The 16,150-nt window shown below is 42.6% G+C and carries 15 protein-coding genes; 14 read left to right on the top strand and 1 reads right to left on the bottom strand.

Annotated elements, in window-relative coordinates:
* Window positions 1-8: 8 nt before the first annotated feature.
* The 8 genes from pyrF (ACPFYS_RS01415) (at window position 9) to nusB (ending at window position 7,604) form a co-directional block, all read left to right on the top strand.
* Window positions 9-1,046, top strand: a complete 1,038-nt coding sequence (pyrF, locus tag ACPFYS_RS01415) for an orotidine-5'-phosphate decarboxylase (protein WP_427877171.1) — start codon at window positions 9-11, stop codon at window positions 1,044-1,046.
* Between the two features lie 114 nt (window positions 1,047-1,160).
* Complete coding sequence (locus ACPFYS_RS01410) at window positions 1,161-2,057, top strand: dihydroorotate dehydrogenase electron transfer subunit (RefSeq protein ID WP_427877169.1); 897 nt, start codon at window positions 1,161-1,163, stop codon at window positions 2,055-2,057.
* Window positions 2,058-2,066: 9 nt separating this feature from the next.
* Window positions 2,067-3,047, top strand: a complete 981-nt coding sequence (locus ACPFYS_RS01405) for a dihydroorotate dehydrogenase (RefSeq protein ID WP_427877167.1) — start codon at window positions 2,067-2,069, stop codon at window positions 3,045-3,047.
* 61 nt (window positions 3,048-3,108) lie between these two features.
* Window positions 3,109-3,801, top strand: a complete 693-nt coding sequence (pyrE, locus tag ACPFYS_RS01400; protein WP_427877165.1) for an orotate phosphoribosyltransferase — start codon at window positions 3,109-3,111, stop codon at window positions 3,799-3,801.
* Window positions 3,802-3,952: 151 nt separating this feature from the next.
* Complete coding sequence (locus ACPFYS_RS01395; protein ID WP_427877163.1) at window positions 3,953-5,209, top strand: serine hydrolase; 1,257 nt, start codon at window positions 3,953-3,955, stop codon at window positions 5,207-5,209.
* Window positions 5,210-5,385: 176 nt separating this feature from the next.
* Entirely contained in the window at window positions 5,386-6,234 is an 849-nt protein-coding gene (locus tag ACPFYS_RS01390) for a hypothetical protein (protein WP_427877161.1), read from the top strand.
* 118 nt (window positions 6,235-6,352) lie between these two features.
* Window positions 6,353-6,916, top strand: a complete 564-nt coding sequence (efp, locus tag ACPFYS_RS01385; RefSeq protein ID WP_004115197.1) for an elongation factor P — start codon at window positions 6,353-6,355, stop codon at window positions 6,914-6,916.
* 166 nt (window positions 6,917-7,082) lie between these two features.
* Entirely contained in the window at window positions 7,083-7,604 is a 522-nt protein-coding gene (nusB, locus tag ACPFYS_RS01380) for a transcription antitermination factor NusB (RefSeq protein WP_427877158.1), read from the top strand.
* 139 nt (window positions 7,605-7,743) lie between these two features.
* Here nusB and ACPFYS_RS01375 read toward each other — a convergent pair whose 3' ends face one another.
* The gene (locus ACPFYS_RS01375; RefSeq protein ID WP_427877157.1) at window positions 7,744-7,893 is read right to left on the bottom strand and encodes a hypothetical protein; all 150 of its coding nucleotides are present in this window, start codon (window positions 7,891-7,893) and stop codon (window positions 7,744-7,746) included.
* Window positions 7,894-8,022: 129 nt separating this feature from the next.
* Between ACPFYS_RS01375 and carA the strand changes: the two genes are divergently transcribed.
* From carA to metK, 6 genes are all read left to right on the top strand, one after another.
* Complete coding sequence (gene carA / locus ACPFYS_RS01370) at window positions 8,023-9,246, top strand: glutamine-hydrolyzing carbamoyl-phosphate synthase small subunit (protein ID WP_427877155.1); 1,224 nt, start codon at window positions 8,023-8,025, stop codon at window positions 9,244-9,246.
* 23 nt (window positions 9,247-9,269) lie between these two features.
* Window positions 9,270-12,662: a carbamoyl-phosphate synthase large subunit gene (carB, locus tag ACPFYS_RS01365; RefSeq protein WP_427877154.1), complete on the top strand. Its 3,393-nt coding sequence runs from the start codon at window positions 9,270-9,272 to the stop codon at window positions 12,660-12,662.
* A 3-nt stretch (window positions 12,663-12,665) separates the two neighbouring features.
* Window positions 12,666-13,562, top strand: a complete 897-nt coding sequence (pyrF, locus tag ACPFYS_RS01360) for an orotidine-5'-phosphate decarboxylase (RefSeq protein ID WP_427877152.1) — start codon at window positions 12,666-12,668, stop codon at window positions 13,560-13,562.
* Window positions 13,563-13,631: 69 nt separating this feature from the next.
* Window positions 13,632-14,243 (top strand): guanylate kinase, encoded by a 612-nt coding sequence (gmk, locus tag ACPFYS_RS01355; RefSeq protein WP_427877561.1) that lies wholly within the window; start codon window positions 13,632-13,634, stop codon window positions 14,241-14,243.
* Between the two features lie 84 nt (window positions 14,244-14,327).
* Window positions 14,328-14,612 carry a DNA-directed RNA polymerase subunit omega gene (gene rpoZ / locus ACPFYS_RS01350; protein ID WP_427877151.1) on the top strand — a complete coding sequence of 95 codons (285 nt, stop codon included), beginning with the start codon at window positions 14,328-14,330 and terminating at the stop codon, window positions 14,610-14,612.
* 229 nt (window positions 14,613-14,841) lie between these two features.
* Window positions 14,842-16,143 carry a methionine adenosyltransferase gene (gene metK / locus ACPFYS_RS01345; RefSeq protein ID WP_427877149.1) on the top strand — a complete coding sequence of 434 codons (1,302 nt, stop codon included), beginning with the start codon at window positions 14,842-14,844 and terminating at the stop codon, window positions 16,141-16,143.
* Window positions 16,144-16,150 lie beyond the last annotated feature (7 nt).

Raw genomic sequence — 16,150 nt, 5'->3', positions numbered from 1 at the left:
GGGAAATTATGGACGAACTGATAGAAGCAATAGATTCTAAACAAAATCCTAGTGTTGTAGGGCTTGATCCTAAACCTGAAATAGTTCCTGCTGAAATTATTAGCGCTCTTGCTGACGAAGTTTTACAAGAGGTTACAGGCGAAGAAGCGCTAGAAACTCTTCTTTCTACAGCATATTTTGAATTTAATCGCGCAATTATTGATGCGGTTGCTGACATTGTGCCGGCAGTAAAGCCACAAATCGCAATGTACGAGGCTTTGGGGCCTGCTGGAATGGACACGTATGCGATGACTTGCGATTACGCAAAATCGCGTGGGCTAATCGTAATAGGAGATGCTAAGCGAGGAGATATTGGCTCTACTGCAGGACAGTATGCAGCACACTTATCTGGTTTCGCTAACTTAAGCTCATACTTAAGTGAGGATACGAAAAAACTTCTTCAACCTTCTTTAGTAAATCTTCTTTCAGAATATACAAATAAAAACGTGTGGCATGAAGATTCTCTTACAGTAAACCCTTATATGGGTTCGGATGGTGTGGAACCTTTTATCTCGCAAGCAGAAGCGCATAATAAAAGCATTTTTGTGCTACTTCGCACATCAAATCCGTCTAGTAAAGAGCTTCAAGAGCTTATTTTGCAGGATGGAAAACCTGTGTATGAGCATATGGCTGATTTGATTGAAAACTGGGGCGCTGCACACGTTGGAAAGCATGGTTACTCCAGAGTTGGTGCTGTAGTTGGAGCCACACATCCGGAGGAGGGGAAGCGTTTGCGTGAGTTTATGCCGCATACTTTCTTCCTAGTTCCAGGCTACGGTGCTCAAGGAGGAACAGCTAAAGATGTTGCTGGAATGTTTGATAAAAACGCTGAAGGCGCTATAGTGAACTCTTCGCGAGGAATTATTGGAGCGTGGAGAAAGTCAGAAAATTACGCTAAAAATCAAGGAAATATGTCTCTTGATGATGTTCTTGATATTGTGCGTGATTCTGCTTATGATGCTGCTCGAAATATGCGAGATGACTTGCGCAATGCGGTATACCGATAAAATTTATAACTAAACTAAAAATATAATTAAAAATAAGACTAAAACTAAAACTAAAAATAAAAGTAAAAATAAAACGCAACGGTACAAAACACATACAAGGGTAGGGGAAACCACATGAGTGATGGCATGTTTATTCCAACGCGAAAAGCTTCGGGAAACGCCATAATTACGTTACGTGAAGACGCTTTTGACTCTTCAGGTTCAAGCGCATTAGATGAAAGTAACAGTGCAAAATATTCGCGTCTTTTAGGGCGCAGAACTATAGAAGTGCTTAATAACGAGAAGCTTGATGAAGGCGTTTACCGTTTGACTTTGCGAGATTGCGAAATTGCTAAACATGCCACTCCTGCGCAGTTTGTTAATTTGTATTCGCCGGATCCGACTGCAATGCTTCCACGTCCTTTTGGTGTGGCAAGTGTAAAAGACGACACTTTTACGCTGATTTTTGCTGTAATTGGCAAAGGTACAGCTGAGTTTTCTAAGCTTAAGCCAGGAGATAGTGTTGATGCTCTTGGACCTTTAGGATTAGGTTTTGATATTTCTAAATCTGCGCATTATTTGCTAGTAAGTGGCGGCTTAGGTGTGCCTCCTATTATGTGTGCGGCTCAAGCTTTAAGCGAGCGCAAGGATTCTAGCGTAACAGCAGTTCTCGGATATAGAGAGAAGCGTTTTGCAGACGATTTGATGAAAGAGTATATTGCAGACGTACAAAGTATTACAAACGCTGAAGGAACAGTTATTACGCTACTTGACGAGCTTGAGCAAAATGGTCATTTTAATTTCGTTGACGATTTGCCAACTGTGATTTTGTCTTGTGGACCTTTGCCAATGATGAAAGCTGTAGCTCACTGGGCGAATGAAAGAAATATTGAGTGCCAGCTTAGTTTAGAAGCGAGAATGGGCTGTGGGTACGGAACTTGCGTTGCTTGCGTAGTAGATACTCTAGAAGGACGATTGAAAGTTTGCAACGAAGGTCCTGTTTTTGATGCTAAGCGATTGGGTTGGGAGTAAGAAGTAAATATGAACGCTGCAAATAACGATACAAATAACGCTGCAAATTCTGCTGCAACTTTAGGTTTTGACACAAGCCACGTGTGGAAGCATCCAACTAAAGTTGCAGGAGTTGAATGGAAAAACATGGTTGGAACTGCTTCTGGAACCTTCCAGCTTGCAGCTTGCCGACGCTTTTACGACGTAAGTCAGCTTGGAGTAATCTGCACAAAAGGCGTTTCACCAGTTCCGTGGGAAGGAAATCCTGCTCCTAGAACTGCAGAATCTCCTTCCGGAATGGTGAATGCTGTAGGCTTGCAAAATCCTGGTGTTGACCATTATCTTATTGACGAGCTGCCAAAATTAAAGAAAATGGGAGCGCTTGTTATTACTAATGTTGCTGGTCACAGTGACGACGATTATGCTCAAGTTGTTGAAAAGCTTGCTGATTCTGCGGCCGACATGCTCGAAATTAACGTAAGCTGCCCAAACGTGACTCACGGCGGAATGAGCGTAGGCACGGATCCGGTGGCATTACACCGCTTAATTAAGCGTCTTCGCGCAATGACAAATAAGCCGATGATTGTAAAAATGACGCCAAACGTTACGGATATAGTCTCGATTTGCAAAGCTGCAGTTGATGCTGGTGCGGACGCTTTAAGCATGATTAATACGCTGGTTGGTTTGCGAATTGATATTAGAACCGGCGAGCCGATTATTGCAAACCGCACGGGCGGTGTTTCCGGTCCTGCTATTTTCCCGATTGGTCTTGGCTTCGTGTGGAGAGTGCGTCAAGCTATGCCAGATATTCCAATTATTGGTATTGGTGGCATTGATTCTGGTGAAAAAGCTTTGGAATACTTGTACGCTGGTGCGAATGCTGTAGAAGTTGGTGCTGCCGCTTTGGTAGATCCTACTGCTCCGATTCGTATTGCGCGCGAGCTTGACGATTTGCTTGATTCTCGTCCAAAGCTTGCGTCCTTGCTTGCTGAAGGAAAAACTTGGCGCTGAAATTAAGAAAGTAAGCGTATTTAGAAAGTATTTAAAAATATTTTAGGAAAGAGAGCTAATTATGGCAGAATTAGACGAACGTTTTACAAAGTTTTTGCTCGATTCAGGCGCGCTTAAATTTGGTGACTTTACGCTGAAATCTGGACGCAAATCACCTTATTTTATTAACGCTGGAGCTTTTGACGACGGCATGAAAATAGCGAGCTTAGGCGCATATTACGCTCAGCGAGTTGTTGCAGCAATCAAAGATGGCAAACTTCCGCAAGATATCGATACTGTTTTCGGTCCTGCTTATAAGGGTATTCCGTTGGCTGTTTCTACAGCTATGTCTTTGACGAATAATCATAATATGCCAGTCGGTTTTACTTTCGATCGCAAAGAACGAAAGGATCACGGCGACGGTGGAATTATGGTTGGAAAGCCGTTAAAAGACGGTATGAAAGTGCTGTTAGTTGACGACGTGATGACAGCTGGAACTGCAGTTCGTGAAACTTTGCCGAAGCTTAAAGCGGAAGCAAATGTTGAAGTTGTTGGCTTGATTTTGGCAGTAGATAGAATGGAACGCACGAAAGACAGTGAGCTTTCTGCAGTAAAGGCGGTAGAGCAGGAGTTTGGCTTCCCAGTACTTCCAATTGCTAACGTGCGTGAAATTTTCGCTGCAGCGCAAAAACTCACTAATAGTGACGGAAAGCCAGTTATGGATGAGAATTTAGCTGCGCGTGCTGAAAATTATTTGCGAGAATATGGTGCGTAAGTATTTTCTATAATTTTTAAATACAAACGGTTGCGATAACATTTTTGCACTTCGTTGTATGAAAAGTTTGTTGTAATACTGTTGTAGAATCAGCACGATTCGTTAATTTATTACTGCTAGTTAATTTACTTTAGTTTTGGGGGGAATGAATATGTTCTGTGCACAATGTGGCAGTAAAAATGCGGAAAATAGTAAATTCTGTGATACTTGCGGTGCTCCGTTAGAAAACCTGCAAGAAGAATCTGCTGCTGAACAAATTGAATCGCAAGCGGATTCAGCTCAGGCAATTGAATCGCAAAATGATTCGACTCAGGCATTTTCTTACGAGCAGCCAACTGAAGCAATGCCGCCATATAATGCAAATATTGCAGAACAGCCTAATTCTTATGCTGGATCTTACCCAAATTCTTATTCGACAGATCAGCCTTATTCAAATGACGCGTTTTACCCTCAAGCTGATTTTGCAAATCGCAATGCAAATGCGAATAAAAATAAGAAGCAAGTTATTATTACTGTAACTATTGCTATTGTCGTTTGTGTTTTAGCAATATGCGGTGGCGTATGGTGGTACGTATCTAATGGGAAATCTAATAAAGCGCATAATCAAACTAAAATAGAGCAAGTCAAAAATAAAAAAGATAAAAAGCAAGTTAAAAAAGATGATGGCATTGATGTAGACAACAAGGACGACGAGGACGACAAGAGTTACAACAGCAAAAATAAAAAAGATAATAAAAATGCTGTTTCCGAAAATAAAAAACTGAATATACAAAAAATTGATAATTTAATAAAAGATTTTTCACAAAATCATGTCGCGTCTGTTGCTATTGCAGACAAAAATAAGATTTTGTATGAGACTAGTAATTCGCACACTAAACTCCCGGCTGTTGGTTTTTATTTCCCTGTAATCTTGCACGCTGAGGAAGTGTCAGATTATAACTATGAGCAACAATACGAAAACGTTATTAAAACGATGAGTAATGAGTCCGCTAATGAGCTTATAGATGCTCAGGGTGGATTAGATGGATTAAATAGTTGGTTGTCTAATAACGGATATTCAGACACTTCGTTTGCTCGTAAATTTGGTGATGTTAATGCGTCGAAAGCCGGCAATGAGAATTACACTTCTTCGCATGATGCTGCACTTATGCTTTCAAAAGCAATGGGAAATTCGTTTATTACTAATCCAACAGGTTATAATGTCGCTGATGATGGCGTTAGAATCCCAAACGGTATAACAATTATGGCGCATCGAGGTCAGGGAATTCAGAACGCATATAACTATTTCATGATTATTAAGAGCGGCGATAAGATGCTTGGTATGTCGGTTTTGACAAGTTCTGCAGATAAATCTGAGGTTGCTGGATTAGTTTCAAATCTGTTGGATTTGTTGAAGAATAATCTATAAATCCATAATCTAAGTAGTAGGGCTGAAAATTATTTGCGAGAATATGGTGCGTAAATAGTTTAAATGATAGAATTTATAAAATTCATATTTTATAAGTAGATTTTAAACTAGCGTCTAATTCTGTCTGCTAATTAAAGTCTATTTTAGTTACTTTTTAGATGGTGGAATGACTGATTATGAGAGAGCAAAATAGTTCTGTTTCTAAGAATAGCAAAGTTGTTATTGCTGTAGTTGCTGTTTCGATTATAGTAGTTGCAATCGTAGTCGCAGCAGTATTCTTCTTAACTACCAATAAAAACAAGCCGAAAAGTAGTGTTTCTGCTCCTTCTAAAACTTGTATTCAAATGCGAGAAAAAGCAGTTAATGCTCAAAAAAATCTTATAAAATCTCTTTCAGATGATGACGTTATTCGCGCTATTGATATTAAAAAAGTTGAATTCAATTCGTATTCAGATGAAGCTAAAAGTGCGTTTGAAGATTTTGAATCATCATTAAATCACGCGAAATCTGATTCTAAAGAGAAAATACCTAACTGTCCTGCTGGAACTGATTCTGATAATTCTTCATCTGTTGAAAATAAGCTTTCAGATAAAGTCAACTCTTTTAATAAAAACGGAGACGCTCTTGTAAAATCTGCTAAAACAGCTTTAGAAACAGGTAGAAAAGAAATTTCTAATAAGCTATTAGAATTAGTTAAGCAAGGTCAAGAGCTTATAGATAAAACTAAGAATGTTCCTATTTTTGGTGCAGCTCAAGCCGATTTAGAAAAAGTTGTTGATACTGCAAGAAAAGCTCTTGCTAAAAGCAGTAACAACAGCGATGAATTAAATCAGTGTATTACAGATTTGCAAAATGCTCTTAAAGATTATTTGGCGAAAATTAAGAAGATAAGCGCAGATTTTACAAATCTTGATGGCAATGGGTATCCGTTAAATGCTCCACATCCTAAGGATGATCAAGGCGGTTATATTCCAATGGGTCGCAGCAATAATCCGGAATCTTCAAATCAAAGTGATAAACAATAATCAACTAATTGCGCTAGGAAAGTGTTGTTATTTTAATTAGTTGAGGCGTTGTGGCATAATTAGCAAGGTTTATTACATGGCCGCGTTAAACGGCCTACGTCGAAAGAACGGATAACTCGTGGCACAGACTACCAATGATATTAAAAATGGATCGGTTTTGAACCTTGAAGGTCAGCTTTGGACCGTCATCAAGTTCCAGCATGTGAAGCCAGGTAAAGGTCCTGCATTCGTGCGTACCACCATTAAGAACGTGCTCTCGGGCAAGATTGTCGACAAGACTTTTAACGCCGGCATGAAGATGGAGTTCGAGACCGTTGATAATCGTACTTTGCAATACTCTTATGAAGATGGAGATAACTTCGTTTTCATGGATATGAACACCTACGATCAGGTTTACATTCCTAAGGATTTAGTTGGTGAGCAGAGCAAGTACTTGCTTGAAGGCACTGACTGCATCGTGAGCTTCCACGACGGCACTCCTTTGAGCGTTGAATTGCCAGCTTCGGTGATTTTGACCATTACTCACACTGAGCCAGGCTTGCAGGGTAACCGCTCGAACGCTGGTACTAAGCCTGCAACCGTTGAAACCGGTGCCGAAATCCAGGTTCCACTCTTCGTGGGCGAGGGTGAAAAGGTGAAGGTCGATACTCGTGACGGCTCTTACCTTGGTCGCGAAAACTAAAGAATTAGCTAGTTAAATAATTAATTAAATAACTAACTAGTTTCAAAATAATTTTTATAGAGTGACCCGGTGGCGATTATTCGTTGCTGGGTCGCGTAATTTTTGATACAAAATTTATTAAGTAATTTTATTTTTACACAGAATTTTTACACAGAAGGGCGTTACAATGGCACGTTCCACAGCTCGAAAAAGAGCATTGAATACGCTTTATGAAGCTGACGAGAAGAATCAAAATATTCTTTCCCTACTTGAGGAACGCTTGAAAGAGCCTGGAGCGCAAACGCCGCTTCCTGATTATGCTGTTGAAATCGTTCGTGGAGTAGGAGAGCGACGAAACAGAATAGATAAAACTTTGAACCGCTATTCAACCGGCTGGAAAGTTGGCAGAATGGCTGTTATAGATCGCAATATTTTGCGAATGGCCGTTTGGGAAATATTACTCAATGATGAGATTCCAGATAAAGTTGCAATAGATGAAGCAATTGCTTTGGCAAAAATGTATAGCGAGGATGATGCTATTAGTTTCGTGCACGGTTTGTTGAGTGCGATAGTGTCCGATAAAGATGCTTGCTTGGCTAAGTTTAATGGCGAGGCTGCTGCGGAAGAATCTGCGGAAGAATCTACTGAGGAAGAAGCTGCGGAAGAAGCTGCTAGCGATACTGCAGAATCTTCCGAAGCTACGGAATAATTTTAAAAGCTTACAATTTGACTATTTTTGATACGTCAATAGATTTGTAACGATTATCCGCTTACTGCACGCAGTGGGCGGATTTTTTATATGCTGATTTTGTCGTTTTTACCAAATCAGCCGATGTTTTCGACAAAATTCAGGGTAATTCTGTCGAAAATACCAAATCATTTGGTGAAATAAACAGAATGTAGGCTGAAATTGTCGAAAATACCAAATCATTTGGTGAAATAAACAAAATGTAGGCTGAAACTGTCGAAAACACCAAATTTCCCGATGTTATCGACATTTCTTCGTTCTAAGGCTTGTACGCATCAATCACAAAGCAAAAACTGCAGTAACTTAATATCCGGCGCGTCGCCGTCCTACAATCTGAGTAGACTTACCACGAATAACCTAAAGCCATAAGGGGGTTAAGGTGGACTACAACGACACCTTTGCCGGATTCGGCAGTGACGATGCAGTATTGGTATTAGAGGACGGTCAGGTTTACGTCGGTAAGCCTTTTGGCGCTGAAGGTTCTACTTGCGCCGAAATTGTGTTCTCAACAGGTATGACCGGTTATCAAGAAACGTTAACCGATCCAAGTTATGATCGACAAATCGTGGTTCAAACATTCCCACATATAGGTAATACGGGAGTTAACGATGAAGATCCGGAATCTCAACAAATTTGGGTTGCAGGATACGTGGTTAAAGTCCCAAGTCCTATAGCAAGCAATTGGCGATCCAAAGGTTCCTTGGAGGATGATTTAAGAAAACAAGGTATCGTTGGTATTAGTGGTATTGATACTCGAAAGCTGGTACGACATTTGCGCTCGGTTGGCGTTATGCGTGCCGGCATTTTTTGTAATAAGGCTCTTATTGATGAGTCCACGGGTGCTTTGCGCACTGTTGCGTCCTTCGTTGACGAAATCAAGCGCACTCCACAAATGCAAGGCTTACGCTTAACAGATGAAGTAAGCACTGAAAAAACTTATACTATTGATCCTTGTGGTGAATTTGAAGGCAAAGACCCACTTTACAATGTTGTGGCAGTCGACTTTGGTATTAAATCCATGACTCCGCATCGTTTAGCAGAGCGTGGCTGCCGTGTTCACGTAGTAAGCTCCTCAATCAGTTTTGAATCATTAGAAGCTTTGAACGCTGACGGCGTGTTCTTCTCAAATGGTCCTGGAGACCCTGCTCAAGCAAACCGCGAAGTTGAGCTTTTGCGAAAAGTTTTGGACGCAGGATATCCGTTCTTCGGAATCTGCTTCGGAAACCAGCTTCTTGGACGCGCACTCGGCTTTGGTACATACAAACTGAAGTTTGGTCACCGCGGTATTAATCAGCCTGTAAAAGACGTAACAACAGGAAAAGTGGAAGTAACAGCTCACAATCACGGCTTCGCAGTGGACGCACCTCTTGACGGGCCGGTTCAATCTCCTTACGAAAACGGTCACTTTGGTCGCGTTCTAGTTTCTCACATTGATTTGAACGATAACGTCGTGGAAGGTTTGAAATGCCTTGATATTCCAGCCTTCTCTGTGCAGTATCATCCAGAAGCTGCAGCAGGACCTCACGATGCTTCGTATCTTTTTGACCGTTTTGTTGAATCTATGCATAATTCTTCACGCAAGAATTTAAAGGCTCAGAAGTAGGAACAGGAAAGAGAAGATTTACTATGCCAAAACGTACTGATATTAAGTCGGTTATGGTAATTGGTTCTGGCCCGATTGTTATCGGTCAGGCTGCAGAATTTGATTATTCGGGAACGCAGGCTTGCCGAGTGCTTCACGAAGAAGGAATTCGCGTAATTCTTGTGAACTCCAATCCTGCTACGATTATGACCGACCCGGAGCTTGCAGACGCAACATATATTGAGCCAATTGACACTTCGATTTTGGAGAGAATTATTGCTAAAGAGCGTCCAGATGCGCTGCTTCCAACACTCGGCGGCCAAACTGCTCTTAACGCGGCAATGGATTTAGGTCGTGCAGGAATACTCGAAAAATATAACGTTGAGCTTATTGGTGCTTCTTTGGAAGCAATCGACCGCGGTGAAGACCGTGAGCTTTTCAAAAAAGTCGTAGAAAAAGCCGGCGCTGAGTCAGCAAAATCTTTTATTGCTCACTCAATCGAAGAAGTAGACAAAATTGTTGAAACTTTAGGCTACCCGGTTGTTGTACGCCCAAGCTTTACTATGGGCGGCCTCGGCTCTGGTATTGCTCATAACGAAGAAGAGCTTCACCGCATTGCAGGAGCTGGCATTCACTATTCTCCAACAAACGAAGTGCTTATTGAAGAAGGCATTGAAGGCTGGAAGGAATTTGAGCTTGAGCTTATGCGCGACGCAAAAGACAACGTCGTAGTAGTTTGCCCAATCGAAAATGTTGACCCTGTAGGCGTGCACACTGGTGACTCTATTACAGTTGCTCCTTGCTTTACGCTTACAGACCGCGAGTATCAGAAGATGCGCGATATTGGTATCGCGATTATTCGAGGCGTTGGAGTTGACACCGGCGGATGCAATATTCAGTTTGCAATCAACCCTCAAACCGGCCGCATTATCGTAATCGAAATGAACCCGCGAGTTTCTCGCTCCTCAGCGCTCGCATCTAAAGCAACCGGCTTCCCAATCGCAAAAATCGCAACGAAACTTGCTCTCGGCTACACTTTGGACGAAATTCAAAACGATATTACTCGTTCAACTCCTGCAAGCTTCGAGCCAACAATCGACTACGTTGTAACGAAGATTCCGCGCTTTGCTTTCGAAAAGTTCCCAGGAGCAGACACTACGCTTACAACTTCTATGAAGTCAGTTGGTGAAGCAATGGCTTTGGCTGGAAACTTCCAGGAGTCCCTTGGAAAAGCAATGCGCTCAATCGATAAGCGTCACGCATGCTTTAGCTGGGATGGAGAGCGTCCAAGCAAGGAAGAAGTGATCAAGCTTCTTGAAGAAATGCATACTCCAACAGAGCACCGCTACTTGCAAATTCAGCGTGCGTTGTGGGGTGGAGCAACGCCAGAGCAGATTTTTGCAGCAACAAAAATCGACCCATGGTTTGTGGAACAGCTAGCGCAAATTAACGAAACGGCGCTCGCAGTTCGTGAAGCTGAAACCTTAACTCCTAAAGTTTTGAAGCGCGCTAAGCTTGCTGGCCTTTCAGACGTTCAAATTGCGCATTTGCGTAATCTTGGCGACGAAGGTGAAAACATGGTTCGTGAGCTTCGTTGGGCTTACGGTTTGCGTCCTGTTTACAAGACGGTTGACACTTGCGCAGCCGAGTTCGACGCAGCAACTCCGTATTACTATTCTTGCTACGCTGACGAAAGCGAGTTGAAGAAGCGCGATCGCGAAGCTGTGATTATCTTGGGTTCTGGTCCTAACAGAATTGGCCAGGGTATTGAGTTTGATTACACTTGCGTTCACGCTGTTCAGGAATTGGGTAAGGATTACGACACCATTATGGTTAATTGCAATCCTGAAACAGTTTCTACAGATTATGACATGTCTGACCGCCTTTACTTTGAGCCTCTTACTTTCGAAGATGTTCTTGAAATTTACGAAGCAGAAAAGAAGCTTGGTCCAGTTAAGGGCGTAATTGTGCAGCTTGGCGGTCAAACGCCACTTTCGCTTGCTGCTCGTCTTAAAGCTGCTGGAGTTCCAATTTTGGGAACTACTCCGGAGGCTATTGATTTGGCTGAAAACCGTGAGCTTTTCGGCGAGGTTCTTCGTCAAGAAGGCATGAATGCTCCTCGATACGGAACGGCTTTAAGTCTTGAGGAAGCAAAAGATGCAGCTCACGCAATCGGCTACCCGGTTCTTGTGCGCCCAAGTTACGTTCTCGGTGGTCGTGGCATGGAAATCGTGTACGATGACGCTCAGCTTGCAAAGTATGTTGATCGCGCTTTGGAAGAAGCTAGAGCAGACACGGTTGTTTCTGGCCGATTGCCTTCGCCGCTTTTGATCGATAAGTTCCTTCAGGATGCTATTGAAATCGACGTTGACGCGCTTTACGACGGCAACGAGCTTTATATTGGTGGCATTATGGAGCATGTCGAGGAAGCTGGCGTGCACTCGGGTGACGCTGCTTGTACTCTTCCTCCAAGCACTCTTTCGGACGATCAGATTCGTCGTCTTCGTGAAGGCACTCTTTCTATCGCCCGTGGCTGCTCGGTTCGCGGTCTTATTAACGTGCAGTACGCTTTTATGGCAAACACTTTGTACGTAATCGAGGCAAATCCTCGAGCATCTCGTACAGTTCCATTTGCTTCTAAAGCTACTGGAGTTGCTCTTGCTAAAGCTGCTGCAAGAATTATGGCCGGTGAAACAATCGCCCAGCAGAGAAAGCGCGGACTTCTTCTCCCACAAGGCGATGGTGGTGATATTCACCCAGGTCAGCAGGTTGCTATTAAAGCTTCTGTGCTTCCGTTCAAGCGTTTCCGCACTCCTGTTGGCCGTACGGTTGATATTTTGCTTGGACCAGAGATGCGCTCTACTGGCGAAGTTATGGGCTTCGACCGTGATTTCCCTCACGCTTTTGCTAAGAGCCAGCTTGCAGCATACAAGGGTGGCTTGCCTACCAGCGGAAACGTTTTTGTTTCCGTAAGTGATGCTGATAAGAGGCAATTGCCGCTTCTTGCAGTTCGTTTAGTAGAGCTTGGTTTTACTATTTGGGCTACTGAAGGTACTGCTTCTGTACTTCGGCGCTACGGCATTGATTCTGTGATTGTCGACAAGATTTCCAGCAAAGGCGACACTGCTAAAGATGTGCGTAGTACTGATGGCGGAGAAAGAATTGGTAAAAACGTCGTAGAGCTCATTGAGAATGGTAAGATTGATATGGTGCTTAACACACCAAACTCAAGAGGGTCTCGTACGGATGGTTACGCTATTCGTGCAGCTGCAGTAGCAGCAGATCTTCCGCAGTTCACCACCATTACTGAGTTTGCTCCAGTTTTGATGGCAATTGAAGCTGTAAAAAATAATGATTACCAGGTGATGAGCATTCAGGAGCATGCAAAGCAACTGTTTGCAATCGAACGGGCAGAAAGCCAAGAAAGTCGGGCGTGACACATGAGCGAGAGCATACGTGAACAGGAGTTGCAGGCACAACGTTCCGATTTTGGTTTGCGTTTGAAAAACGCTATGGCCAAATACGGTCCTCTTTGCGTTGGCATTGATCCTCATAGAAAAATGCTTCTTAATTGGGGATATAAGATGGATGCGTTGGGAGCTGAATTGTTCTCTATGCGTATGCTTCAAGCCATGAACGGCAGAGCTGCCGCAGTAAAGTTTCAATCAAGCATGTTCGAGCGCTACGGCTCTAAAGGTTTCGCAGCGCTCGAGCGTGTGCTTTATGCGGCTCGTCAAATGGATGTTATTACCATTGTTGACTGCGGTCACGGTGGTTTATCTACTACGATTTCTGCATTAGCTGACGCTTATTTTAAGCCGGGAGCTCCACTGCTTACCGATGCTATTACGCTTTTACCATACTATGGTGCTAGATCTATGGGCGGCCTTATTAACGATGCTTTAAATAATGGTAAAGGTGTATTTATAGCTTCCTTAACTTCAAATCTTGAAGGCGCTAGCTTGCAAACTGCTATCCGTCAAAGTGGAGACTATCGCGGAACTACTGTTGCTCACGGTATAGCACAGACTGCTCAAAAGTTTAATAATAAAACTAAGGGCATGGGGTCAGTCGGTTTGATTGTTGGTGCTACTGTTGGAGATTGGATGAATGGTGGCGGTATTGATTTAACAAGTTTTACCGGCCCTATTCTTTCTCCAGGTTACGGTTGGCAGGGTGCTGAAGCTAACGATTTGAAACGTGTTTTTGCTGGAACGCATGGTAACGTGCTTGTGACAGTTTCGCGCTCAATAGCATCGCACGGTCCAAATATTGGAGATCTTTCAGCTGCTACTGAACGTATCGCTTGGGACATACGTCAGGCGCTTATGGATTAAAATTTAGTCAAGAGCAGAAAGTTAATAATCATGAAAAAGCATACTGTTGGAGCAGAAACTACCACTTCAATGCCGGCAATTTCTGCTACCGAGCCTATTGACGGTAAAAAACGTCGACTCATAGTATTAACTGGTCCTACAGCGGCTGGTAAAGGTACTGTAGAAGGTATGCTACGCGAGAAACATCCTCGAATATGGCTTTCTGTTTCGGCTACAACTCGCGCGCCTCGTCCTGGAGAATTTAACGGAATCCACTACTGGTTCCTTGACGAAGAAGAGTTTGAGCGTCGCAAAAGAAACGGTGAGTTTTTAGAAACTGCTTTAGTGCATGGAATGGCACACTACGGTACTCTTTTGCAACCTGTTCTTGATCATCTTGCCCAAGACGTACCAACTTTACTTGAGATTGATCTTCAAGGCGCTAGAAGAGTAAAGCAGGAAGCGGCTCGTCTAGGTTTAGAAGTTGTATACGTTTTTATAGCACCTCCTAGCTTTGAAGAGCTGGAAAGAAGACTTATTAAACGTGGTACAGAAACTCCTGAACAGCAGACGAAACGTTTAGAAACTGCTAAAGTTGAGATGGATGCTGCTAATGAGTTCGACGTTGTTATTGTTAACGATAATGTTGAGCGCGCAGCTGACGAATTGTGGAATATTATTGCGAAAGAATACGATTTGTAAATTATCTGTCACGTAAATATCCAATATGTGGCATATAATAAGCTTTTCGGAACTATTGTGGCACCATAGAATATGGAGAACATTATGGCATTGGGCACTCAGCCAACACCTACGGGACTTGCGAATCCGCCAATTGATGATTTAATGCAGCATGCGGACTCCAAGTATGCGCTTGCCTTGTTTGCCGCAAAACGAGCACGGCAGATTAATTCTTATTTCACTCAACTTAATGAGGGAATGCTTCAAAACGTTGGTCCTCTTGTTGAGTACAAGAATCAAGAGAAGCCTCTTTCTATTGCTTTCCGCGAAATTAACGAAGGATTGCTAGAAGAGACTCTCGGCGAAGACGATATGAGCGAAGGAAATTAATTCCAGCTTAACTTGTCTTAAAATTTCATTCAGTCACACTTCTGCTTTAGGAGTGTGACTGTTTTTTTATTTTCCGATATTTAATCTTCCGATACTTGATTTTGTGCATAATCCAAGTATTTTGTAAAACAGTTTCGTGTTTGTTGCATAGTCGATAGTAGTATGTCAGTTACAACTGTTTTATTTACTTTTGAATATTACTTTAATTATTTTTGCAAATGGGGCAAGCATGGCGGAATGTGTGAAAAGTGAGATAAACGAAAATAGCGTAGAAACTGCAGCAGAGCATAATCGTATTGAGCCGAGACTGATTTCTGCAGAATCTGTTACAGAAGGTCATCCGGATAAGCTTTGTGATCAAATTGCGGACGCTATTTTAGACGATATGCTTCGTCAAGATTCACATTCTCATGTTGCTGTTGAAGTTTGCGCTTGCGTTGGCCAATTTGTTGTTTTTGGTGAGGTTCGAGGCGAAGTTTACACTGATATTCCAGGCATAGTTAGAAAAGTTGTTAACGAAGTTGGTTACAACAGTTCATCTGTAGGCCTTGACGCTAACTCTTGCGGAGTAATGGTATCTCTTACTGAGCAGAGTGCTGAGATTAATCAAGGTGTTTCAAGATTAGATGAGTCGCATGAAAGTGCTGCTTCTAGGCAAGAGCGTTACGCTTCGCAAGGTGCTGGAGATCAAGGTGTTATGTTCGGCTACGCTTGTAACGAAACTGACGCGTACATGCCTCTTCCAATTTACTTAGCTCACCGTTTAGCGCAGCAGCTTTCTTTAGTGCGTAAAAACGGTACAGTTTCGCACTTGCGTCCGGATGGCAAAACTCAAGTAACTATTGAATACGACGAGAATGGAAAACCTAAGCGATTAGATACTGTTCTTATTTCAACTCAGCATGATCCTCAAGTTAATCACGATTGGCTAGAAGATCAGCTTGTAAATAATGTTGTTGAGCCGGTATTGAAAGAAGTTTTAGGAGAGTCTGTAAAGCACAATAATTACAGGATGCTTGTAAACCCAACTGGTTCTTTTGTTTTAGGAGGTCCTGCAGCTGATTCTGGTCTTACTGGTAGGAAAATTATTGTTGATACTTACGGTGGTGCTGCTCATCATGGCGGCGGCGCTTTTTCTGGAAAAGATCCTAGCAAGGTTGACCGTTCTGCTGCTTATGCTGCACGTTGGGTTGCAAAAAACATTGTTGCAGCAGGATTAGCTAGTAAAGCTGAAGTGCAGGTTGCGTATGCTATTGGTGTTGCTGATCCTGTAAGCGTAAACGTTGAAACGTTTGGTACTGAGGCCTCTGGAGTTACTCGTTCAGATATTGCTGCGGTTGTTCGTAAAGTTTTTGATTTACGTCCTGCAGCTATTATTGACGAGCTTGATTTATTGCGACCAATATACGCAAAAACTGCAGCTTACGGTCATTTTGGTCGAAAGGATATTGAGTTTCCGTGGGAAAAGCTTAATCGAGTAGAAGAAGTAAAAGAAGCTTTAAAAAATTTGCATTCTAATTTGCGAAAATAGTTTATTG

It is taken from the genome of Gardnerella sp. 2492 (genome assembly GCF_050320365.1).
Classification (GTDB): Bacteria; Actinomycetota; Actinomycetes; order Actinomycetales; family Bifidobacteriaceae; genus Bifidobacterium.
This window is presented reverse-complemented; position numbering and strand designations above follow the sequence as displayed.